General features: G+C 44.9%; 14 protein-coding genes and 1 pseudogene. 14 read left to right on the top strand and 1 reads right to left on the bottom strand.

From position 1 onward, the window contains the following. Positions 1–72 precede the first annotated feature (72 nt). From C2M32_RS03995 to C2M32_RS04030, 8 genes are all read left to right on the top strand, one after another. Positions 73–7,461 (top strand): non-ribosomal peptide synthetase, encoded by a 7,389-nt coding sequence (locus C2M32_RS03995; RefSeq protein WP_158678111.1) that lies wholly within the window; start codon positions 73–75, stop codon positions 7,459–7,461. Between the two features lies 1 nt (position 7,462). After that, positions 7,463–8,836, top strand: coding sequence for an MFS transporter (locus tag C2M32_RS04000; protein ID WP_105167223.1), 1,374 nt, complete (start codon positions 7,463–7,465; stop codon positions 8,834–8,836). A gap of 36 nt (positions 8,837–8,872) precedes the next feature. Further along, complete coding sequence (locus C2M32_RS04005) at positions 8,873–9,796, top strand: cupin-like domain-containing protein (RefSeq protein WP_105167224.1); 924 nt, start codon at positions 8,873–8,875, stop codon at positions 9,794–9,796. After that, positions 9,796–11,607, top strand: a complete 1,812-nt coding sequence (locus tag C2M32_RS04010) for a serine hydrolase domain-containing protein (protein ID WP_105167225.1) — start codon at positions 9,796–9,798, stop codon at positions 11,605–11,607. The genes C2M32_RS04005 and C2M32_RS04010 overlap by 1 nt, the downstream gene beginning before the upstream one ends. A gap of 103 nt (positions 11,608–11,710) precedes the next feature. Further along, positions 11,711–12,961: an efflux RND transporter periplasmic adaptor subunit gene (locus C2M32_RS04015; RefSeq protein WP_105167226.1), complete on the top strand. Its 1,251-nt coding sequence runs from the start codon at positions 11,711–11,713 to the stop codon at positions 12,959–12,961. 37 nt (positions 12,962–12,998) lie between these two features. Further along, positions 12,999–13,742, top strand: a complete 744-nt coding sequence (locus tag C2M32_RS04020; protein WP_105167227.1) for an ABC transporter ATP-binding protein — start codon at positions 12,999–13,001, stop codon at positions 13,740–13,742. Continuing rightward, the gene (locus C2M32_RS04025; protein ID WP_105167228.1) at positions 13,733–16,153 is read left to right on the top strand and encodes an ABC transporter permease; all 2,421 of its coding nucleotides are present in this window, start codon (positions 13,733–13,735) and stop codon (positions 16,151–16,153) included. The genes C2M32_RS04020 and C2M32_RS04025 overlap by 10 nt, the downstream gene beginning before the upstream one ends. A gap of 235 nt (positions 16,154–16,388) precedes the next feature. After that, a complete protein-coding gene (locus C2M32_RS04030; RefSeq protein ID WP_105167229.1) occupies positions 16,389–18,008 on the top strand; it encodes an EAL domain-containing protein in 1,620 nt (539 codons plus the stop codon). On the opposite strand, the gene C2M32_RS04035 is transcribed toward C2M32_RS04030, so the two are convergent. Beyond that, complete coding sequence (locus C2M32_RS04035) at positions 17,994–18,908, bottom strand: pyridoxal-phosphate dependent enzyme (protein ID WP_105167230.1); 915 nt, start codon at positions 18,906–18,908, stop codon at positions 17,994–17,996. The genes C2M32_RS04030 and C2M32_RS04035 overlap by 15 nt on opposite strands. A 215-nt stretch (positions 18,909–19,123) precedes the next feature. Here C2M32_RS04035 and C2M32_RS04040 point away from each other — a divergent pair, with 215 nt between their 5' ends. From C2M32_RS04040 to rng, 6 genes and pseudogenes are all read left to right on the top strand, one after another. Beyond that, on the top strand, positions 19,124–21,163 hold the full coding sequence (locus tag C2M32_RS04040; RefSeq protein ID WP_105167231.1) for an SUMF1/EgtB/PvdO family nonheme iron enzyme: 2,040 nt from the start codon (positions 19,124–19,126) through the stop codon (positions 21,161–21,163). A gap of 69 nt (positions 21,164–21,232) precedes the next feature. After that, positions 21,233–22,276, top strand: coding sequence for a rod shape-determining protein (locus tag C2M32_RS04045; protein ID WP_070983148.1), 1,044 nt, complete (start codon positions 21,233–21,235; stop codon positions 22,274–22,276). Further along, the gene (gene mreC, locus C2M32_RS04050; RefSeq protein ID WP_070992183.1) at positions 22,276–23,118 is read left to right on the top strand and encodes a rod shape-determining protein MreC; all 843 of its coding nucleotides are present in this window, start codon (positions 22,276–22,278) and stop codon (positions 23,116–23,118) included. The genes C2M32_RS04045 and mreC overlap by 1 nt, the downstream gene beginning before the upstream one ends. Next, a pseudogene (mreD, locus tag C2M32_RS04055) lies at positions 23,111–23,589 on the top strand (rod shape-determining protein MreD). Before mreC ends, mreD begins: the two are co-directional and overlap by 8 nt. Then, the gene (locus C2M32_RS04060; protein ID WP_105167232.1) at positions 23,589–24,167 is read left to right on the top strand and encodes a Maf family protein; all 579 of its coding nucleotides are present in this window, start codon (positions 23,589–23,591) and stop codon (positions 24,165–24,167) included. Before mreD ends, C2M32_RS04060 begins: the two are co-directional and overlap by 1 nt. Continuing rightward, complete coding sequence (gene rng / locus C2M32_RS04065; protein WP_105167233.1) at positions 24,160–25,632, top strand: ribonuclease G; 1,473 nt, start codon at positions 24,160–24,162, stop codon at positions 25,630–25,632. The genes C2M32_RS04060 and rng overlap by 8 nt, the downstream gene beginning before the upstream one ends.

Raw genomic sequence — 25,632 nt, forward strand, 5'->3', positions numbered from 1 at the left:
AAGGTTATATCAATCGATTAATTATAAAAATAACAGAGCAACAGGAAATTGTTGGGTATTCAGGGTGATAAAATGCAAGTTGTACATCTAGTTAAAGAGCTCAATCAACACGGTATTTTTCCGTATGTTGAGCATGGAAAACTAAAGACAAAATCAAAAAGTACGCAAATATCTCAAGATTTAATCGCCAAGATCAAGCACCATAAGGAGGACTTGATCTCTTTTCTATCTGATGCCCGACACGCTAATGCGGCGGTAAATACGAACGTGATCACCAAGCTTGAGCAGGGTCAAGAAACACGTTTGTCCTACTCTCAGCAGCGATTATGGTTTATCGATCAATTAGAACAAACGAGTAGCCAATACAATATGACGCGCGCTATCTACTTGCGCGGCAAGCTCAACATTGAGGCTTTACAGCGCGCCTTAAATGAGGTGGTTTCGCGTCATGAGGTGCTACGCACGGTATATTTTGAAGATGGCGGTGAGCCGCGTCACAGAGTGACGCCGTTACAGCCCCTTAGCATCAAGAATGTGGACTTAAGCACGCTGGATGACACATCGCAAGAGTGTCAGTTGCAACAGGTGATGATGCACGAGTTCTCTAAACCGTTTGATTTAAGCTCTGATGTGATGCTGCGATTGACGTTGGTTCAGTTGGCTGAAGATTACTGTGCACTGCTATTTAATGTGCATCATATAGCCTCTGATGGTTGGTCTATGGGGATTCTAACACGCGAATTTGTGCAGCTTTATCATGCCTATGTGAATGACGAGCCGTCACCGCTACCGCCCTTACCTGTGCAATATAGCGATTATACCCATTGGCAGCGCTCAGAGATTCAGCAGCAACGCTTACAAGCGCAGTTAGATTATTGGACCCAGCAGCTAAAAGACATTCCAACCACACATGGTTTGCCCTTAGACAAACCTCGCCCTGCACAACAAAGCTTTGCTGGCCAAGGATATACACAGTACATAGACAAGTCTTTGTATCAAAAGCTTTTACAGGCGTGTCAGCAGCACGATGTTACGTTGTTCATGTTACTACAGTGTAGTTTTGCTCTCTTGCTGGGCCGTTGGAGTTCTGAGTCTAAGGTGGTGATGGGTTGTCCGATCGCAGGGCGTACGCAACGAGAAATTGAGCCCTTGATAGGTTTCTTTGTTAACACCCTAGTATTTAAAACAGACCTTGAAGAAAACGTCACGTTTACCCAGTTACTTGCACAAAGCAAAGACACGGCACTGCGGGCATTTACCAACCAAGATATGCCTTTTGATATGTTGGTAGAGCAATTACAACCCGAGCGTAGTATGAGTCATTCACCGATCTTTCAGGTGATGTTTGCTTTGCAAAACAATGACTATGGCGAACTAAAGTTACCAGGTATTGAAGCCAGTGGTATTGCAGGTGAAGTAAAGCATACACGCTTTGATTTAGAGTTGTTTGCAGGGGAGTTGGGGGATGAGTTTGTGATGCAGTGGAACTTTGCCACCAGCATTTTTGAACCCAAAACCATTCAAGCTTTGGCGCAAAGTTTTACGGTGTTATTGGAGAGCATTGTTGCAGCTCCAGAGACGCCTATTTTTGAATTATCGATTACCTCTGCGAATGACAAAGCGACGTTACAGCAGTGGCGAGCGCAAAACCAAGTGGCGCACAGCGACTTTTCACAAGGTGTACAGCATTTAATTAGTCAACACGTACAACACAGTGCGGATGAGATTGCGCTAAGCGATGGAGTGAATCAGCTAACCTATGCTCAGCTGGACCGCTGTGCCAATCAATTTGCTCATGCGTTGATAGCACAAGGCCTACAGCCGGGTGATTATGTGGGGATCTCACAGCAACGCAGTGTTGCTATGATAATCAGCGTGTTGGCGGTACTTAAAGCGGGTGGGGCCTACGTTGCACTGGATCCTAACTATCCTCAAGAGCGCTTGAGCTACATCAGCCAAGACAGTGGCATCAAAATATTAATTTGCGACGATTTATCCCGTTGGCAAGCGCTACAAACGCAGATCACGGTGTTAGATGCCAATGATACAGATTATCAGCATTACCCAAATACCACACCAAGCGTTGATATTAATGGTCAAACACCCGCCTATGTTATTTATACATCAGGGTCCACGGGCCAGCCAAAGGGGACAGTGCTATCACATCAAGTGCTTGAAAACTTGATGAACTCACAGTTTGCTCGCTATAAGAATATTGCTCAGAAGTTGCCAACCTTACAGTACTCAACACTAAATTTTGATATGGCGATTTATGAGATCATGACGGCACTTTGCAGTGGTAGCCAATTGGTTGTGGTTGATGAAGCAACACGTCAGTCGTTACCTGATCTATTGGAAGTCATAGTGCGCCAGCAGATAGGGTGTTTATATTTACCAACCGCTATGTTGGTTAGCTTTTGTGAATATGTAACGGATCAGGCGCTCCATCTCCCGTCTTTGAAAGTGTTACAAGTGGCCGGTGAAGCGCTGAAGATTTACCCGCAAGTAAGAGCGTTCTTCGCCCAACATCGCCATTGTCAGCTTCTCAACCTGTACGGTCCTTCTGAAACACATGTCGTAACGGATTATGCGCTCCAAGGTGATGTCAAAACTTGGCCTTTATATCCCTCAATCGGTAAGCCTATTCATAACGCCAGCGCTTATATTATGGACAGTAACTTGTCAGAGGTGCCAATTGGCTGTGTTGGAGAGTTGTATATTAGTGGTCCATGTTTGGCGGACAAATACATTAATCGTGATGAGTTAACTGCGGAACGTTTTATTTATCATCCACAAAATCCGCAGCAGCGGATGTATCGCACAGGTGACTTGGTTCGCTATGTGGACGATGGCCATATTGAGTATCTAGGTCGCGCCGATGAACAGGTTAAAATCAGGGGCTTCCGTGTTGAACCACAGGAAATTGAACAGCAGCTATTGCAAACCAATTTATTAAAAGCCGCTGTGGTGACAACGGTTGAGTTGGCGAATGAGCTACATATTGTGGCGTACGTCACGGTATTAGATGCGACAACTGATGCGGCCATGATAAAAGCAAAACTCAAGGCGAGTTTACCTGAGTACTTAGTACCTTCTCACATTCAGGTTATGGATAAATTCGCTTTAACCGCTAATGGCAAAGTTGATAAACGTGCGTTGCCGGCTCCTAACTTAGGTGATGTGGTGATAAGCGAGTATGTTGCTGCCAATACGCCTACCGAGCAGGTCGTGCAGCGCTTATGGTGTGAACTACTCAATTTAAATGAACAGCAGGTCAGCTGTGTGGTGAGCTTTTTCGATCTCGGCGGACATTCTTTACTGGCGATGCGTCTAAGTAATGCTATTCGCAGAGAGTTGGATGTTGAAGTGCCTGTGCGGGTATTGTTTGTATATGAAACCATTGCGGCCATTGCCAAATATATTGATGAGCTCGAAGCCCATGGTAGTCTCTCCAGAATAACGCCAATTGGGCGTGATCAACCGCTACCCTTGTCTTTTTCTCAGCAGCGTCTTTGGTTTGTCGATCAGCTCAATGGCAGCAGTGCGCAATATAATTTACCACTAGCATTAGAGCTAACAGGGCCGTTGGATGAAGCGGGCTTACAGCAGAGTTTCACGGCACTGGTTGCCCGTCACGAAGTGCTTAGAACCACCTACCAGATGCAAGATGGCGAGGCTATCCAATGTATTCATGCGCCCCAACCGGTGACGATTGAGCATCATAATTTAGCGAGCGTCCCTGAATCACAGCAGCATGACGCCGTGTTCGACGTGCTGCATAAACAAATAGCAGTAGATTTCGATTTAGCGCAGTCTTTGATGATCAGAGTGAGTCTGATTCACTTAAGTGATGAGCATCACGTGTTGTTGGTTGTGATGCACCACATTGCCTCCGACGGTTGGTCATTAGGGTTAGTGGCAGATGAAATCTCAAGGTTCTATCAGCAGTGGCGACAGCAGGGGCAATGTGTCGTAACACCACTGGCCTTGCAATACGCAGACTATGCAGCATGGCAGCGTCAACATCTGTCCGAGGGCTTGATAGCCCCGCAACTGAGTTATTGGCAAGAACAGTTGGCTGATATTCCCCAAGTGCATAGTTTACCTCTGGATCAACCCAGACCCGTTAAACCAAGTTATCGCGGTGATACCGTTACTATTGCTTATGACGAACAGCTTAGCTCAACAATCAGTGAGTTAGCACAACAACACAATGTGACCTTGTTTATGCTGTTACAAAGCGTGTATGCATTGGTGGTCAGTCGCTGGAGCAATGAGGCAGATATTGTGATTGGCAGCCCGATCGCAGGGCGTCATCATCATGAAGTGGAAGACTTGCTGGGCTTTTTCGTTAACACCTTGATGTTCCGCCATCAAATCGATGGCCAAAGTCGTTTCACTGATGTGTTACAGCAAGCGCGTTCGACGACATTGAATGCATTTGCCCATCAAGATGTACCGTTTGAAATGTTGGTGGAACAGTTACAGCCAGAGCGCAGTATCAGTCATGCTCCGCTGTGCCAATTAATGTTCTTGATGCAGAACAATCGTCAGGCGAATTGGGAACTTGAGGGGGTAACCGCAAGACCCATTGCAGGTCAAGCACAGACTATTAAGCATGATTTGAGCTTATCTGTGATGGAAACAGAGCAAGGGCTGCGATTGAACTGGAGTTATGCCAAAGACTTGTTTAATCGTCAGACAGTCGAGCGCTTAGCAGACAGCTTCACCGCACTATTAAATGACGTGCTTGCGGCACCACACAAACCGGTCAATCAATTGAATATTCTGGGTCAGCAAGCGCAGCAGCAACTGAACCAATGGAATGATACGGCACAAGACTACGCGCTAGATAAGACCCTTGATGCGATGATAGCGCAAACGGCACAGCAAATGCCTAACGCCATCGCACTGCAACAAGGCGCATTACAAATAAGTTATGAGCAATTAGATCAGATAACGGATCGCATTGCCTGTTATCTTCAGCACCAAGGCATAGGTCGTGGCGATCACGTAGGGGTTTATACGCCACGACACCCATTCTTTATTGTTGGCTTACTTGGCGCGCTGAAAGCAGGGGCGGCCTATGTGCCGATTGAAATTAGTAGTACAGCCGAACGTATTGCAACAATCCACGATGATGCGCAGTTAAAATGTATCCTGACTATGGATTCTCTGAGCGTCAATTGTCCGCAACAGCACAGTCATTTGCTATTGCTGGATGAGTGTATGCAGCAGAACTGGCTTGATACATTCAATGACAATCAAGCTAATATGAGTGATAGCAGCGACATTGCCTATGTCTGTTATACCTCAGGGTCAACAGGCAAACCAAAAGGGGTGGAAGTCAGTCACCGTGGTGTTGTGGATTATTGCCAAAATGCGATGCGCAGTTATTACCGAGACAGCGACAATCTGAGCGGCTCAATGGTGATCACCTCATTGGCATTTGATATCACAGTGCCAGCGCTTTATTTACCGCTGCTAAACGGTCATTGCGTCGATTTTTGTCCCGAGCAAGAGGCCTTACCTGAATTTGCGCAAATGATGGTCAAGCGCCAGTCAAATGCCTTGGTTCGCATGACTCCGATGCATGGTGAAGCGCTACTCAGTTTATTGCCAGAAGATTTTATCAGTACTTCATCACATTGTTTCGTGATTGGTGGAGAAGCTTTCCCAATAGAACTTGCACAGCGTTTGACTCGAGTCTTTCCAAATGCACAAATCTATAACCACTATGGCCCCACAGAAACCGTAGTGGGATGTGCTATGTATGATGTTTCAGCTAATTTAGCAACGTTACATAATGGGTTACCCATCGGTAAAGCGATGGGTAATACCGAGCTGTATGTGCTGGATAGCAATCAAGCCATTACCCCGGCTGGGGTCGTTGGTGAGTTGTACATCGGGGGCGAAGGTGTGGCTAAGGGCTATCTCAATAACCCTGAACTGAGCGCTGAAAAGTTTGTTGAACTTAACATCTCAGGAGCGAAATATAGCCGTTTCTATCGCACTGGAGATCTCGTGAAATATGATCAACAAGGTAATTTATGGTTTGTTGGTCGTGCTGATAATCAAATCAAACTGAGAGGTTATCGTATCGAGTTAGGCGAAATTGAACAGCAGATAGCGCACATACCGGGCGTGTCCAAAGCCGTGGTGGTGGCGCACGCTGAGGAAATGGACAAGCAACTGATTGCCTTTATCAAGCCTACAACTGGGCAGTTGGACGAAACCTTGATTGCCAACATTCGTAACCAGCTCAATGTAACGTTACCTAGTTATATGATGCCGGAGCACTTCATCAACTTAACGGAGGTGCCGTTATCAGCCAATGGCAAGGTCAATCAAAAAGCATTGATGGCACAAGTGCAGGTTGCGCCGCGAGAGATTATCGAACCACATACTGAGGTACAGCAGCAGTTGCAGGCTCTATGGGCGAAGGTGCTAAACAAAGCGCCAAACATGCTCAGCATTGATGCAAACTTTTTCAGCAGCGGCGGTCACTCTTTGCTTGTGATTAAGCTATTTAGCGAAATTCGTCAGCAGTTCGGTGACGTATTGAGCGTACACCAGCTCTATCAGCATCCGACCATTGCTAAACAGGCTAACTACCTAAGCCAAGCGAGTCTGGTTCATCTGAATGAGCAACTGGTTAAGCTTAAAGAGGGGACGCAGGGACGAATATTTATGATCCACCCAATTGGCGGTGATGTGGCCTGTTATGGGCAGCTCACACAGCAGTTGGCATTGGATTTTGATATCTACGCGATGCAGCATCCATGCTACATCAGTGAGATGCTAAACCAGTTTGATTCATTACATACTTTGGCACAAAGCTACCTGTCAGAAATAAAGCAAGTACAAGGTGCGGGGCCATATTACTTACTAGGCTGGTCGTTTGGTGGATTAGTGGCCTTAACCATTGCGCAGCTGCTCGAATCACAGGGAGAGCAGGTTGGCTACGTTGGCTTGATTGATACAGTCGTGAAGCACAATGAGTCGGGATGGCAGGACTTTTTACAGGCCTATCAACAAGCGGGATACGCCGAGCACACCCCCAGTCAATATTTACAATATTTACAGACACAACCAGAGCTTTGCGCACGGTTTGATAAAGCCTATCAAGTGCAATGGCTTGCTAAACAATGGTCGACAAACAGTGAATGCCGTGTGGAACGTGTACGCGAAGTGGTGCTACGCAATTTGGCTGCATCACAAAGTGAGGTGACCGAACAAGCAGTGAGCCAACTGTATTACTACGGTGCAACCCAGACCAAAACGAGCTTCCCAGACAATAACGCGGTATTTGCGGCACTGAGTAAGCAAAGCATACGTGATTATAGCGTTGATGGTGATCATTTCAGCATTATGCAAGCGCCTCAATTAACACCACTTGCGGCACAAATCGCTACTGATGTAGCGCAAATACATAACAAGCCAGTTAAGAAGGCACAATAAAATGGAAATAAAACAAACGGCAACCCAAGCAGAGTTGCTTGATGCGCAACCCAGAAACGAATCTGTAGATGAACTGAAACAGTGTCCTGACTTTTTGAGGATCTGGAAGGGCCAAGCTATTTCTGTCTTTGGCAGTCAGATGGTGGCATTTGCTTTTAGTATTTGGGTTTATCAACAAACGCAGTCACTGTTGCAATTCGGCGGCATTATCGTTGCGCAACTATTACCAACGCTTTTTTTAGCGCCCGTCGCTGGTGTGCTATGCGACCGCTTTTCACGACGTAACATTATGATGGGCTGTCAGTTTGCACTGACACTCGCTTCGGCGGTGTTGTGTGTACTGGCATTCAGGAATGAATTAAATGTAACGGCAATCATGATGATGTCACCGATCATTTCTTCGTTTGGCTCGGTGCATCAAATTGCTTACACCGCTTCAATTTCTCAGTTAGTGCCGAAAAATTTATATGCCAAAGCCAACGGGTATGTGCAATCGAGCATTCACTTTAGTGCTGTACTAATTCCACTGATAGCTGTGGGACTACTAGAAACGATTGGCATTGCGCTGATTATTTTGGCCAGTATCGCAACGTATCTACTATCAACACTGACTTTGGTCTTTTCAACGTTACCTTATCGAGGTGAGAGTTCTCAGGTAGCGACACAAGAGAAAGCAGCTATCTTCAATCTACGTTCAGAGGTATTAGGCGTGTTGTTTAAGGATAAGAACGTTTTGATCCTAATAACATTTTTGTCGCTTATCTCATTTTTAAATGGTGTGGTAATGGTACTGTTTAGACCGATGATTTTAACTACCATGTCATCTATTGCGTTGGGCTGGATAGTCACCTTGGCGGGTTTCGCAGGTCTAATGGGCGCATTAATGGCGGGGAAACTCGCGGCACGCAATAACCGTATTCAGGTGTTATTTGTGGCAACCGTCACGTCAGGTATCACGATGGTGTTGTGTGGTGCACTGACCAACGCATGGGGAATCGCCATTTTAGTGTTTATTTACTCTTTGTTTGCACCCATTGGCACTGTGGTTGCGCAAACAATTTTGCAAACTATCACCGTACCAGAAGTACAAGGACGCGTATTTGCTGCCCGCGCTTTCTTTGCCACGGTGGCTATGCTGTTTGCCGTCACTTTAGCCCCGGTAGGTGCTGAGCTATTTTTGGAGCCAAGCATGATGCCAGGTGGGATGTTAGCTAATTTACTCGGGGATGTTATTGGTACAGGACCTGGGCGAGGAATGGGTCTGGTCTTTGTCTTATGTGGATTAACCATGTTCTCCATTATTGCGATCTTAAGTGCGATGGGCGCCTTTAGACGGTTGCAATCGCAAATGAGCCAACATTTTGAAAACAAATAATAATTACGAATGATTGAGAATTAAGGAGTCAGTGACATGATAGATGAACGAATATTAAAGAATATTCCGGGATTGGACAAAGGCAAAACAGTTGCTTGCATCGATGCTAAAGACATGGACGCAAAAACATTCGCCAAAAAGTTTGTAAACACCAATACACCGGTACTGATCAAAGGTGGTTTGAAACACTGGCCTGCCTATGAAAAATGGCCTCAGCCAGGCTATTTGGAAGAAGCGGGTAAAGACAGTGAAGTGAACTACTATCGACACATGAACTTTTCCAGTGACAGTTCGATGAAAGCCAGCGCCAAAAAACATAATTTTGCGCAAGCACTCAGCGAAATGCGTTCAGGTTTAGATGAAGTGCTATTTGCACCCGTTAGTTTCAAAGCCGAAGGGTTCAAAAAACTACAACAAGATATGACGGGCTTTCCGTTTATCAAAAACAAACCAAAGCCGCTGGCTTACCCTGATGCGCGTATGTTCGTGTACAAAGGTGCAGGCTCAAACTGGCATTTACATGTGCTTGATGAAACGTTGATGTGTCAGATCCATGGTAATAAGCGCGTTGCACTATTCTCATCAGATGATGGTAACTATGAAGAGCTGAAAAATATCTTCTATTCGGATGCCTTACTCAAGGATGAAAACTGTATGCAGCACCTTGCGGACAAAATTGAACCATTTGTGGTCGATGTAGAAGCAGGCGATACCTTATATATTCCACCAAATTGGTGGCACGGAGTGCAACCAACCGATCATGAAGTGGGTATGACTATCCCTTATTGCTGGCGTTCTCCTTATCACAAAATCTCGAACCTAAGATACCCAGCGATCCGAGATTTATACAAAGACGCGTTCAAAAGGCCTGGATTGCCGATGCTGGTTGTTCCTTTCTATGGGCTGCTTACTTTGTTTGCGCAGTGTATTTACCGTACAAAATTACTGGCAGGTAGATAATGATGAATCGTTGGTTGCTAATTTTATTGACACTCATTTATTTGTTGTTTGCTAAAAGCTCATATGCGCAAACGGCAACACTTGAAATGAAAGTTAATCAAGTACTGACACAGGAAGGGTTAGTCGGGGCGAGCTGGGCATTGGTTGACGGTGAAAAAAGCTATTTGGGAGCAAGCGGGTTTAGCAACCAGCGAGAACAAACAAAGTTAACAATCCAACATAAGACTCATGTGGGGTCAATAACCAAAACGGTAATGGCAACGGGGGTGTTGGCCTTAGTATCTGCTGGTAAATTGCAGTTAGATGCAAAAGTGAGCGATATACTGCCAGATCTTAATTTGGTGAATCCATGGCAAGACACGCACCCAGTCACGGTGGCCCATCTGCTGGATCATACCGCGGGTATCCAAGATGCTAGATTCTGGCACTTGGTTAACACGCAAGCCAGAGCTGATTCTCCATTGAATACGGTTTTTAACAAGGATGCAGACTTACTGGAAGTGAAAGTCAAACCGGGTTCACAGTTCGCCTATTCTAACCTCGGTTACAATTTACTAGCGATGGTTATTGAGACCGCAACAGGCTTACGTTACGAGGAGGTGCTGCGGTTATATCTGTTGGAGCCGTTAAAAATGTTCGACAGTACCATGGCTTTTACCAGTCAAAGTGGACCATTTACGGATGAGAGACTCACCTATGGTCATTTAGATCATGGCCAGCTATTTGCGGCGGTGCCTAGCTATTTACGTGCAGCGGGGCAATTTACCACCACCGTCTCTGATATGGAAAAATTTATACGGTTCTTACTGAGTGATGGTCTCCAAGATGGCCAAGTCGTGGTAGACGCTGATTTGCTCGCTATGATGGGACAGCCCGCAGAGGTAGCCTCATATCAGGCTGGTTTACACATGGGGGGCAGCAAAGGCTTATGGCGTCGAGATAGAAACCAAACGTTAGGTTTGTGTCATGGCGGAAATACCGCAGGATTTAAAGGCATGTTGTGCCTGTATCCAGAACAAAACAAAGCATTTTTCGTGATGGTCAATACCGACAGTGAAACGGCTAATTACGAGCGGCTGAATAAATTAATGGTCGAGGAGCTGCAAGTTACAAGCCCTGAGGCCACAACGCATCAAGCTTTTGATGCATCCGATTGGTATGGGTGGTATGCCCCGACCATTTATCGTTATGGAAATTTTACTTATCTAGACAAAATATTTAGCACCTATGTGCTCAAACCACAGGGTGAGAATTTAGTCTTTAGTAGCATGCAATCCTCGCCGGACGTGTTAAGCCCTTTAGGAAGTGGACTGTATGTCGCCCAGCAGCGTGTATCTCCCTCGCATGTATTGATGCGTGCAGCGGATGGTACGCCCATGATCAGCAATGGTTTTAGTACCTACAAAATGGTGAAGAAGACGAGCGCCATAGGCTTGGGGATAAGCTTGGTGCTAGGGCTATTAGGGGCTGTTTATATTTTCTTTTATGGTGGCTATGTGTTCGTGAAGCGTTTTTCTAAGCTCGCTCAAGAACCAATGGCGATTGCATTTACCATGTACTTTGCCTTTTTGCTCCCCGTACCATTTTTTATCAATCAATCCTTCATTCATATCGGCGATATCAACGCCGCCAGTGTGTTGCTGGCATTGGCGTCTGTTTTTGCACCCTTTGTTTGTGTCATTGCGAGTGTTCAACACGTTCGCCAAAAGCGGACCAATAGATTGAATTTAGTGATGCTAGCAGCCTTCATACAGTGGATGTTGGTGATGGGGTATTGGGGGCTCATACCCATGACTTTGTGGAATGTATAAACAAGCACAAGAGTAAAAATTCAATAGCGGCTGTAAAGGTATGTGACGTATCGAACATAGACAGCCATTGCTCATTATCAAGTTATTTTTTAGAGAGAAATAAATGGATATTAAATTAGAACAGAAGAAAAAGCGCAAAATAAAAGCGCAGTGGTTTATTCCTGTCATTGGTTTGGCTTTGTATTTTTTGCTTAAGCCCTTGTTCGGGGATGCGTCCTATGTGGTGGATACCAAGACCCTACGTACGGCAACGGTTAAGCAGGATAAATTTGAGGTGTTGGTGCGCAGTAACGGTGAACTAAGACCTAAAGAGTTTCAACGCATCTCTGCACAGGTAAGTGGTGTGGTTGACCGCGTGCTGGTTGACGCTGGTGATACGGTACAAGCAGGTCAGGTATTGGTGCAACTGAGTAACCCGTTACTGATGCGAGAAATGGAACAAGCAGAGTTGGAATATCAACAAGCAAAATCAGAGGCGTTTGCGAGCCAGAAATCACAAGAATCTGAATTTCTTGCGTTGCAATCTGAAGCACTGCTTGCAGAGCTTGCTTATCAAAGCAACATGCTAAAGCTGGATGCAGAGCGTGACCTTATCGCAAACCACCCTGGTATTGTGTCGCAAATTGACCACCAACGTACGATTTTCTCTGTGGACGAACAGAAACAAATTATGGGAGTGTTTAAAAAGCGTATAGCCAAGATGGAAGAAATTATGAGTGCGAGACGCGATGCTGATTCTGCTCGAATTTCAAATCTTAAAAACGCGTTAGATCATGCCAAACAGCAGGTTGATAGATTACAAGTGAGAGCGCGTACGAAAGGTGTAGTTCAAGGTATGGACTTAGAACCTGGCCAAGAACTGAGTATTGGTACTTTGGTGGCGCGAGTAGCGGATGACACGCAATTGATAGCAGAGCTACAAGTTCAAGAGCTGCAAGTACAAAGCGTCAGACAAGGCCAGCCGGTGATGATTGATACACGTAAAAACCAAATCAGAGGCGAAGTAACTCGTATTCATCCATCGGTCACCAATGGCATGGTGCAGGTGGATGTCAAACTATTAGATGAACTGCCGCCTGAGGCGCGTATCGCTTTAAGTATTGAAGGTTCAATCACCACACTCTCTTTTGATAAAGCAATGTTTGTACAGCGTCCGGCACATGTGCAACCAAACGCGGTCGTGGGGATTTACAAAATCAATAAAGACAGTCAACAAGCTGAGCGCATTCAAGTTGAAGTGGGGCAGTCATCCGTCAAATTTATACAGGTACTTGAAGGCCTCAATGAGGGGGATGAAATCATTGTGTCAGATACCTCCAGCTATGCAGAGCACCAAATGGTGTATCTCAATTAATTAATTTTGCATTTTTTAAAACATATTAGGAGTTGTTATGACAAAGGCAGTGATCGAGCTCAACAATATTTATAAATCATTTCGTACAGATGATGTAGAAACGCATGCTTTAACAGATATTAGTTTAACCATTAACGAGGGCGAATTTGTGTCTTTCACCGGCCCTTCTGGTAGTGGTAAGTCAACATTATTATCAATTCTGGGTCTACTTGATGAGGTGTCTTCGGGCACCTTCAAAATCTGTGGAATCGATGTTACTCATTTGGATAGAGATCAACGCGCAGGTGTGAGAAATCAACAAATTGGCTTCATTTTCCAGTCGTTTAATCTAATCAGTGATTTAACGGTAGAAGAAAACGTTATGCTGCCACTGAGCTACCAAAAAGATGTGCCTCACGCGCAAGCTAAACGTATGGCAGCTGAAGTACTCAAAAAAGTAAATATGGAACATCGACTCAACCACTTTCCATCGCAGCTGTCAGGTGGACAGCAACAAAGGGTGGCGATAGCACGTGCGTTGGTTAACAAACCCTCTTTGATTTTAGCTGATGAACCCACAGGTAACTTGGACTCAACAAACGCGACGGCAGTGATGGAGATTTTGCACCAATTGCACCAAGAAGGTAGCACCATCTGTATGGTAACTCATGACCCTCGTTCATTAGACAATGTCAGTCGCAATGTGGAAATATTAGATGGTCAAATTAGATTGCCAAGCAATGCATCTAATGAGCAAGGCTCAGATAAGAAACAGTCAGAAGGAGCAGCAGTATGTATGTGATCAGGGATCTCTTATATGCGCTGCGGCTATTGAAGAAAACCCCTAAATTTACCGCGTTAACGATCATTGTATTGTGTGGTGGCTTAGCGGTTAGCTTATTCACGTTTGCGTTCTTATATACATTTACTTCTAAGCCCTTACCAATAGAAGATCAAGGAACGTTGTACCGTGCTTCATTGTTGTGGCATAGCGAAAAATTTGGGGAAAATCGATATCTTGAAGCATACGAAGCGGCTCGCTTAAGGGAGCATGCAACGGTATTTTCCGAGCATGGTTTATGGCAAAACAAAACGGTTTCGGTCTCGTTGGGTAACAACCAGCTGATTGTTGAAGCCGCTTCAACAACGCCCGACATTTTCAAAATCTCACGCACGCAGCCGTTACTGGGTCGTACTTTAGAGGACTCTGATAGCCAACGCTCAAGTGCGCCCGTTGCCGTGATTAGCTATGCCATTTGGCAAGGTCAGTTTGGGGGGGACCCTGAGGTGATCGGTAAAACATTCTATGTCAGTGGAGAAACCACCGAAGTGGTGGGGGTTATGCCGCAAGGTTATCGTTTTCCGATATCACACCAACTGTGGCTACCTATGCCTGCCCAAATCCTCAATCCTGTGATTCTGGACCGCGAAAAAGTTGAATTTTTTGGCCGACTCAAACCGGGAGTGAGCCTAGAGCAAGCGCAGGCACAGTTTTTTAGCATAACCTCACAAGCGTTCTATTCTCGAGCTGAGAAACTGCCCAAGGGAATTGAATTGGTCCGCGCCGATATGGATCTATATCAGAGGTTTGATGTAGACAATCCAATGCGCTTGACCGTGTTCGTGCTCAATGTGGTGGCATTTTTCATCTTACTGCTTGCGGCGATTAATATCGGAAACTTACTGTTTGCAAGGGCGATACAACGCAGCAAGGAGTCCGCTATTCGCACCGCAATCGGTGCGCCCCATTGGCGCCTTGTGGCACAGCTGATGTGGGAAGGGGTCTTGATCACACTAGCAGGCACAGCTTTAGCCGTTGTGTTGGTCGCCTGGTTGTTGAATTTTATTGATAGTTATTTTCATACCCTGATGGGGAATGAATTACCGTTTTGGTATCGATGGGAGCTCGATACTACGGTGTTTATGGCTGCTGTGGTGTTTGCGTTGTTTACTATTTTTGTGGCGAGCTTTTTACCTGCATATAAAGCCGCTAGACAAGACTTTAATATGGTGCTCAGAGATGGAACACGAGGTGCGCAGAGTATCAGTATTGGCCGCTTGTCTCGCTTTTTGCTGGTGACACAAATCGCGACCATTACATTAATCATGGTGCTGGGTACGGTTATATCTTTCAAAGTGAACAAAGCGACCGACTTAGAACTTGGGTATGACTACGATAAGTTATATTTTGCTATTGCAGAGCTGCCTTTACACAATTATCCAACTGATGAAAAACGCGCATTATTTTTTGAGCGTATGCAGCGCCAGCTGAGCGAAGATGCCGCTTTCTCGGATGCGGGAATACGGTTTAGCTTTAAGCGACTACCCGTGGCACTGTCCGGCGTTGATTACAAAACAGATGCCGATAAACCTAAAGCAACCGTGTATACCGTCATAGGCAGTACCGAGTTTATGGGACCTAAGCTGCTGGCTGGGCGTCGCCTCGATAGTAGAGATAGAAAAGATGGCGCGAAAACCGCTATGGTGAGTCAGTCGATGGCTCATCGTTTGTGGGGCAATGATTCTCCATTAGGTAAACAATTGCAGGTTACGCTGGATGAGGAGCTTGCCACGGTAACCGTTGTCGGGGTGGTCAGTGATATTACCAATAATCCACTGGAAAAACCGGCGTTGTATGACGAACTGTATTTGGCAGGTTATCAATTTCCACAAGCGCGTGGCACGATATTCTTTAAGCGTGCCGTTGATGCAGCCGTTGCTGAAGATAGATTTTTCCGTATTCTCAATAGCAATGATAGTCAGCTTAATATTGTCGCTATAGAAGACTGGGAAATGGAGACCTCTGCAACCGCGAAAATGGTGGCAACATTCAGAGACACGGTGATTATGAGTGGTCTATTTGCATTGATATTGGCAATGACTGGTATCTATGGTTTGACGGCGTTCTCAGTGGAAAAACGTGCTCAGGAAGTTGGCGTGAGAAGGGCATTGGGGGCAACGGATAAAGATATTATCATGCTGTTCATCAAGCAAAGTAGTAAGCTGTTGTTGGCAGGCTTGTTAATCGGTGGCGGACTATCTAGTTTGATGTTGGTTGCGGTGTCTAGTGTGTTGGCATTAACGACATTGGCATATGTCAGTATTTTTGCAGCCGTATTGCTAAGTCTTGTGTTGGTGGTGTTGGTCGCCGTCATTGTACCATCCAGAAAAGCTGTTTATATGCAGCCTTCAGAGGCGTTACGTTGCGAATAAACTTTAACGGAGCGAGTTGTGTTATGTGCTCAGCTCGCCCCGTTGTTTCTGCGCTTTGCTACACCTTTAAATCTCCTAATTTCTTTTCATAATTAAGCCGATTCTCGCAACAACGCATGTACGCTGATGATGCATATTAAAAGTGCGCAATGACCGTTGCCGTTACTTGAGTTTTAGCACCTTGTATACAACACTTAATCTATGTGAAAGAGTGGAAGGCAAAAGAGTGGCTTTAATGAAGTGGAAAGCAAAAAAGAAGCTTTGGTACTCAATCTTAGCGGGAAGTATCATTTTAGTTGTGCTCAATACGCTATTACTTCATTTATTGCACTTAAAAATACATCAAAGAGCGCAAACTGTAGTTGAACGTGTTGCGTTGCTACCTATAGAGTTACAAACAACGGAGACCATTTCTGACATAGCCCATCGTTATGGGCTGGAATATGTGCCACAAGGCAGCCAAGTACCCCATGGTGCGAGTGAGTTTACCGCACAAGGGGCGTCACTGACATTATATCATCAACAGCCCTATCAAAAGCATGCCTATATCATTAGCTTCTTTAATATTTTATTTATTGGCTTGCTGGTGTTTTTCTATCGCTGGTGGCAGGTATATCAGGTGCGGCCAAAACGCTTTTTAACAACCAATGATAGTGTGGAAATACCCGCCAATAGTGCATTATCCGCAGTTGATCCCCGAGTCGCAGATCAGAGCCTATTCAGTGTGTTTCTATTAATACGCTGGTCTATCACCCTTGATGAAACATTGGATGTCAAAAATCACTTTTCCATTGCCATCCATAAAAAGTTGCCGAACTCGTTAACCTGTTCTGTTAAATATTTAAATTCAGGTGCCTTAGCGGTAACGCTGGATAGAGTTGCGTGGGGTGACGTGGTTGAAACCGGTAAAAAGTTACATGAGCTCATGTTTCGTGTGTTACGAACTTTGCGTGCTGACTTGTCACGCAAACAGGTCAAAGTCGGAGGCTGTTTTTACCAGCGTGATGCGGACCAAGCCGATGTGTATCAGCTGGCAAGAGCAGCACTTGAGATTGCGAATAATAATGTTTGGCAACATGTTCATATGATGCCGCTAGAAGAAACGCATGCATCTGCAATGCAAAACAGCGAAGAAGACTTCATTCGTTGCATTACCAACGGTCAGTTTGTACTTTTCTTTCAACCACTATTTGGCTTCAAGCAGCAAGATATTATGCAAAATGAGGTGCTGCTCAGAGTGCGTCATGCACAACTTGGCCTAATTGCTGCGAAACAGTTTATACCGCAGTTACATGCCAAAGAAAATTTAGAAACGTTGGATAAAGCTATCATTGAGCAAACGATCACTTTATTGACTAAGGAATCCCATAAATCAAATGTAAGTATTAACATTCATATTGCCAATTGGCTCGACGTGGAGTTTATTAATTGGTTGGTAACGCAAATGCGTCAGGCTACGAAAATTAATAAGCTATTATTTGAGATCCCAGCTGATGACTACTACAAATACAATCAACAAATTAGTGCTCAACAATTGTTTTTCACAGGGGTTAGCGCAGGGATTATCATCGACCATGTTACCACGCCTTTGATGGTCAATACGCTACGCGAAAATCAATTAATTGAGGGAGTGAAGTTAGGGTTTGAACTGGTTCATCAGGTACAGCAAAGTGCTCAGCAACAAAAAATTATTAAACAAATCATCTATCAAGCCAAACGGTTAAATATTTCGGTTTATGCGGTGGGCGTGGAAACCCAAGCTGAGTTGGAGTGTTTGAAATCTCTGGGCGTGCATGGAGCTCAAGGTTATTACTTTGCTGAGTTGCTACAACAACTCGAATTAGTCAAATATTAACTGTCTGTAGCGTAAACCATCAAGACCTTGTAACCCTCCCGTATGAATAGCGGTGATCCGGCTGCCTCTGGGGAAAAAGTCTTGTTCGATAAGTTGCCATAAAGCAAAGAATAATTTTCCTGTATAGATAGGTTCTAACGGTAACTGCTGCGTTTTTTTCATTGTTTTGCAAAATTGCCACAGCTCGGCTGAGAACTTGCCGTAACCGCCATCATGATGATCGCACAAAAGCTGCCAGTTGGTAGCGTGTTTGGCTTCGGGTACAAGGTTAATGATCTCTTGCTCAAGATACTGTGCTTGTTTTAATACGGCGATGCCGATGATGTTTACGTGTTCATCGCACGCAGCAATCAAGCCTGCTAAGGTGCCGCCGCTACCCGTAGCACACAGTACATAGTCGCTTTTTGGTAGGCTCTGGGCTAGTTCTTTAACACCTAGCACTGCCTCCTGATTGCTGCCACCTTCAGGAATAATATGACATTGAGGAAATTGTTGTTGTAAATCAGTTAAGTAATCTGGCTGGTTACGCATTCGATAGGTTGCTCTGTCAACCGCATGTAGGTGTACGCCACACGCATGCGCCATGCGTATCGTTGGGTTGTTTTCATCTAGTTGAGGCCCGCGTACTATCGCGTGACCTTCAATTTTAAAAAGTTTACAGGCCATGCTAGCTGCGTAAAGGTGGTTGGAGAATGGTCCCGAAAATGTGAGAAATGCACTTTTATTCTGTTGCTGCATAGCATGCAAATTATATTTCAATTTTCGCCATTTATTACCAGAAATATGTGGATGTAATAAATCATCTCTTTTCACTTGTAATGTTATTTGCTTTTCAACCAAAAGCGGGTGACTGATTACCTGTATTGGGGATTCTGGAAAATTAAATGGCATACAACTCATACTAATGGATGGTTTATCACAAATATCTTACCGTAATTCTAACAGCTAAGCGCGAAAATATGGCCAGATTACTGGCAAGGCTATGGTTAATAGTTGTAAACTCAGATATTAATGGCGCAAAGCTTGTGTTTTGCTTTGTAAGTACATAGCATTAAGAACTAACTATAAAAAACAACAAAGACCAAATAATTGCCGCGTTTTTGGGAATGGAATATATGCGAATAGCTTCTTTATCTTTTTTAGTCTCTGCCACGTTGATGGCTGCTAGTGTGACACACGACGCTTGGGCACAAGACACTGCAACGGTGAATGCCATTGAATCAGAACTTTCGGTGAAACAAGCTGAGTTAGATAATTACACGCAGATATTGGACAAGCACCTCAGCGAAGAAACGCGCTTACAAGCTCAACTTGAGATGCTAAGAGCGCGTTCATCTGACTTAGACAAAGAAAAGAATCAGGCCTTAGACGCGATGAATGATCTATATCGACGTTTAATTGATGACCCTGGCATTGATATCTCGGATGCGCAAACGCGCTATAAAAACTCGGTCATGGAACATAAAAAGAATAAAGATGATATTACGTTGCAGCTAGCGGCCATAGCTTCGCACCGTAAAGATATCGAACAGATCAGAGTGACCAAACATACCCTAGTTAACACCTTAGAGAACTTAAAAGATCAGTTAAGTACGGCAAGGGTAGAGCGGCTGAGAAATGAATTTACTCGCGAAGGTACGTTGGAAGTTGATCATACGATTAACTGTAAACGTACAGAAACACTCGCTGCTTGTGAGCAACGAGGTCAGCAAATGGCGCTACAGAAGGCAACCAAACGTTTCGTTGACCAGTTGTTTGCGAATCTCACAGAACACCGACTTGTTGAGCCAAAGCGTAATCTAGCAGGGGCTCAAGTTCAGGTCATTAACAGTCATGTTGTTGGCAGTGCATTCAGCGGTCAGGGCAACTATAGTGTGAACCTCAGCGTGACCATGCGTGGCGATGTCAATAACAGTAGATTGTGTAGCTTATTGAGCGTCGATAACCGTTTCTGTGCAGAATATGGCACTCCTTTAGCGGGGGCGGTAGGCAGCTATCAGGCTAACTATCCGCCAGTGTATACAGACAGCCAACTTAATTTTTCTGACGCTCAAAGCACCACAAGTAACGTCCAAGTTTCCCGTTTAAATACGCAACCGGTCATTGAAGTTACCAGCTCATCTGACTCCGTAGTGCAAGCAAAGCCAAAGCAAGAACTCATGATCCCGTTAACATTACGCTCTAATGTTTACGATGATGAGGTGTTTATCAATGGTGTAAGCTATGGTTCGACCAAACTGTCAGTGAAACTTCCTGCGGGTACGTATGATATCGAGATCCGCAAGTTGGGCTACAAGCCGTTCAAAAAGAAAGTGACGATTCGTAAAGCGAGAACGATCAACGCTAAATTGGTAAAAAAGCCTGAGTCGATTGCTGTACCGACACCACAAAGCGAGCAAGCAAGTAGTCAAACATCGCCAAATGTGATCTCGCCCACGCCTGTCAATGAAGTCGTTATTGTTCCCGCTGGAACATTCAAGATGGGTGATCTCGTTGGTAATGGTCTTGCAAATGAACGCCCTGTGATGGAAAAGGTACTTAGCAGCTCTTATGGCATGCAAAGCAAAGAAGTGACCATCGGAGAATTTCGTGCTTTTGTTGAAAGTACAGGATATCAAACTGCCGCGGAAAAAAGCCGTGGTTGTGCGTACTACAAAGATGGCGAGCCAGTTTGGGAGTTAGACTACAATTGGCAAACTCCCGGTTATCAACAAGCTGAAAATTTTCCTGTTGTGTGTGTATCCTATGATGATGCAAAGGCTTATGCTAACTGGCTGTCAGGTGAACATGGACAGCAATATCGATTGCCTAATGAGGTAGAGTGGGAATATGCTGCAAGAGCAGGCACAACCTCAGAATACCCGTGGGGCAATGAGATTGGCAAAAGTCTGGCAAACTGTGGTTGGTGCGGAAGTGAATGGTCAAATAAAAGTGCTGCACCTGTAGGCGAGTTTTCGCCTAATCATTATGGTTTATATGACACTGTTGGTAACGTCTGGGAGTGGACACAAAAGCGTGCTTCACAAAGCGGTGTAACGGTACGTGGTGGGGCTTGGAATTTTGCGCCAAGTCTGGCTCGTGTCTCAACCCGTTTAGAGTTAGCAACAGATTTTAGAGCAAATTACATTGGCTTTCGACTGGTTCGAGAGCGATAAAACAATATAACGATGAGTGGTGTTGTACACCACTTGATTTAAAGTATTTCTTTAAGGTTACCCAGCCTCATGTTTAAAAAATTACGCGGATTATTTTCGAACGACCTATCGATTGATTTAGGTACAGCTAACACTCTTATTTATGTAAAAGAAGAAGGCATTGTCTTGAATGAGCCTTCGGTTGTCGCGATTCGACAAGAGCGTGCAGGAGGCCCAAAAAGTGTGGCATCTGTGGGGACTGCGGCTAAGCAGATGTTGGGTCGTACACCTGGTAACATTAAAGCAATTCGCCCAATGAAAGATGGTGTTATTGCAGACTTTTACGTTACTGAGAAAATGTTGCAACACTTTATTAAGCAAGTACATAACAACAACTTTATGCGTCCAAGTCCGCGCGTACTTATCTGTGTACCTTGCGGTGCAACTCAAGTAGAAAAACGAGCCATTCGTGAGTCAGCAATGGGGGCAGGTGCCCGAGAGGTTTATTTGATTGAAGAACCTATGGCAGCAGCTATTGGTGCAGGTTTACCTGTATCGGAAGCAACCGGTTCCATGGTCGTTGATATCGGTGGTGGTACGACAGAAGTTGCCATTATCTCTCTAAATGGTGTTGTATATTCGTCATCAGTTCGCATCGGTGGTGATAAGTTTGATGAAGCAATTATCAATTATGTTCGTCGTAACTTTGGTAGCCTGATTGGTGAAGCTACAGCTGAACATATCAAACATGAAATTGGTTCTGCGTTTAAGAGTGATGAGCCTGTATCTATTGAAGTACGTGGCCGCAATCTAGCTGAAGGTGTACCACGCTCATTTACCCTTAATTCTCATGAGATCCTAGAAGCATTACAAGAACCGTTAATGGGTATCGTGAGCGCGGTGATGGTTGCATTAGAGCAGTCTCCACCAGAGCTGGCTTCTGATATTTCGGCGCACGGCATGGTGCTAACGGGTGGTGGTGCGTTGCTTAAAGATTTAGACAGACTGCTGATGGAAGAAACTGGTATTCCAGTCGTGGTAGCAGATGATCCTTTAACATGTGTAGCACGCGGCGGCGGCAAGGCATTGGAAATGATAGATATGCATGGCGGCGACGTATTTAGCTACGACTGATGAATCTGTTATTTGGCCGAACAGTATCTTTGCAACTGCGACTGACGGTCGCAGTGATGCTCAGCATTATACTCATTGTTGGTGACCGCTTTACACAAGGCGGAACGCTTATTAGGACTAGCCTCCATACGTTGGTTAGTCCTTTGTTGTATCTGGCAAGTATGCCCTATGAAGCGTTTAACAGCGGTGCTAAAAGCCTACAAACGCGCGAACAGCTCAGCGAAGAGAACAGTGCACTTAGACGCAAGCAATTGTTGCAAAGTGAAAAGCTTCAGCAGTTCGAATTTCTGCAAAAGGAAAACCAAAAGTTGCGGGCATTGCTCGGCGCTTCAGCTCGAGAAAAAAATACCCGTCTAGTTGCGCAAATCCTGTCTGTACATTCTAATCCATACAGCCATCAAGTGGTGGTCAATAGAGGCACGATAGATGGTGTTACCGAAAGTCAGCCTGTCATTGATGAAATGGGGTTGGTTGGTCAACTCACACAGGTGGGCACAACGACTTCTCGTGTGCTGCTGATGACGGACATCACCCATGCCACACCGGTACGTATCTTACGTAATGATGTGCGCACTGTGGTTGAAGGCATAGGGAAGATCAACAAGCTAAAGCTGTCTCATGTTCCTCATAGCTTAGATGTACGTATCGGGGACGTGCTGGTGACATCTGGATTGGGGGGGACTTTTCCAGAAGGGTATCCCGTTGCTGTCGTTACGGAACTTAATCGTGATGAAGGCTTACCTTTTGCGCAAGTATATGCTGAACCAATCGCTCAGCTTGACCGCATACGCTTATTGTTGATTTTGGGGCGTACGTCACAAGAGAACTTAGATCATGATTAAACGCTACTATTTTCTTATCGCGTTTACCGTATTTCTGGCATTGGTCATGGCGCTCATGCCATTACCAATATCAGCAGAACCATTTCGTCCCGATTGGGTGTTGCTGGTGCTAATGTACTGGTCGTTGGCTGTACCACACCGGGTCAATATTGGTTGGGCTTGGGTTGCAGGGTTGCTGATGGATCTGGCAATTGGTGCCCCGTTGGGAGTTAACTCTTTGACCTACTCCATATGTATCTACATCACGGTGAGTAATTTTCAGAAAATCCGTAATTTTTCAATTTGGCAGCAGGCGATGTTGGTTGGGTTATTTTTAACTTTGTATCATTTACTGTTGTTTTGGCTAAACCATTTTTTACTCGACGTGTATTTCAGTCCTCATTATTTATGGCCAGCACTGACGGGCATGCTATGTTGGCCCTGGATCTTTTTACTCTACGAAAATACCGTCGTCAATTTAGGATACGTTAATGGCCCAAAGTTTGTACTTGGCGTCAGCCTCCCCCAGACGTAAGCAGTTACTCATACAACTGGGGTATGACTTTATTCAATTTTCAGTTGATGCTGATGAAAGCCAGTTAAATGATGAGACTCCGCTGGAACACGTAGAGCGCTTGGCACGCTTAAAAGCGCAAACTGCGGTATTAAAGGGTTACACAGACAGACCGGTGCTGGGCAGTGATACGGTTGTTGTAATAGACGACATTGCGCTAGGCAAGCCAAAAGACAAACAAGACTTTATGGCGACTATGGCTCGTTTGTCTGGGCGGACACATCAGGTTTATACTGCCATTGCACTTGCTGACAGCACTCGTACACTTAGCAAAGTTGTGCGCACTGAAGTGACTTTTAAATCTCTTGATGAACAAGAGCTTGAGGCTTACTGGAACAGTGGAGAGCCGCTGGACAAAGCCGGAGGCTATGGTATCCAAGGGTTAGGTGGTAAATTTGTCACGCGACTGTCAGGTAGCTACTTTGCGGTCATGGGCCTACCGTTATATGAAACCGATGAACTAATTAAAGAATTTACCGAAGGCAGTTATGAGTAGTGAATTACTAATCAATGTTACACCAAGCGAAAGTCGAGTCGCGTTAATTGAAAATGGTGTGCTGCAAGAAGTACAGGTGGAGCGCATTGGCAACCTAGGAATTGTCGGTAATATCTACCTAGGTAAAGTCAGTCGTGTACTACCGGGGATGCAGGCTGCATTTGTTGATATTGGACTGGATAAAGCTGCTTTTTTACATGCATCGGATATCGTTAATAGCGCTTCATTTGAAGAGGGTGTTGACGAGCAGCCGGTGAAAAAGGTTCAAGATATTCGAGAGCTTGTCAAACAGGGCCAGTACATTATGGTTCAAGTGGTCAAAGATCCGCTGGGAACCAAAGGGGCTCGTTTGACAACCGATATTACAATCCCTTCACGGTATTTGGTGTTTATGCCAGATGCAACCCATGTTGGCGTGAGCCAACGCATTGAAACGGAAGAAGAGCGCTCTCGCTTAAAGGAAATCGTCTCAGCATATAACGATGAGAATGGCGGTTTTATTGTTCGAACTGCCGCTGAAGGCGCTAGTGAAGCTGAGTTACAGCATGATGCCGAGTTTTTGAAAAAACTATGGCGTAAGATTATCAGCCGTCGTAAGAAAACCAGTAAAGCATCGATACTCCATGAAGATTTAACCTTAGCATTTCGCACGCTCAGAGATTACGTTGGGGAGGACATGGAACGCATTCGTGTCGATTCTAAACTGACCTACCGAGAGCTAAAAACCTTTACGGAAGAGTTTGTACCATTGCTTGGTAAGGCGCTTGAATACTATCCCGGTGAGCGGCCAATTTTTGATTTATTCGATGTGGAAGCTGAAATACAAAAGGCCTTACATCGCAAAGTTGAGTTAAAGTCGGGCGGCTATCTCATCATAGATCAAACAGAAGCGATGACGACTGTGGATGTTAATACGGGTGCATTTGTTGGTCATCGCAACCTTGAGGAAACCATATTTAATACCAATGTTGAAGCAACCTCTGCGATTGCCAGACAGCTTCGACTACGTAATCTTGGCGGTATCATTATTATTGACTTTATTGACATGGTTTCAGATGAACACAAGCGTCGCGTGCTACACTCATTAGAGACGGCATTGGCAAAAGATCGTGCCAAAGCCAACATAAATGGGTTGTCAGCATTAGGCTTGGTGGAAATGACCCGCAAGCGAACCAGAGAAAGCTTGGAGCACATATTATGTGATGTCTGTCCCGCTTGCTCTGGAAGAGGGTCATTAAAGACGGTAGAAACAGTCTGTTATGAAATATTAAGAGAGATCGTACGTGTTAATCGTGCTTACGATGCTGACAAGTTTATGGTTTATGCTTCACCTGCTGTGAGTGAAGCATTAATCAATGACGAATATCATAATTTGGCTGAATTGGAACTCTTTATCGGAAAACAAGTCAGTATTCAAACAGAGAGCTTATATAGCCAAGAACAGTTTGACGTCGTAATGATGTAA

The sequence above is a fragment of the Pseudoalteromonas sp. T1lg23B genome, assembly GCF_002964665.1.
In the GTDB taxonomy this organism is placed as follows: Bacteria; Pseudomonadota; Gammaproteobacteria; order Enterobacterales; family Alteromonadaceae; genus Pseudoalteromonas.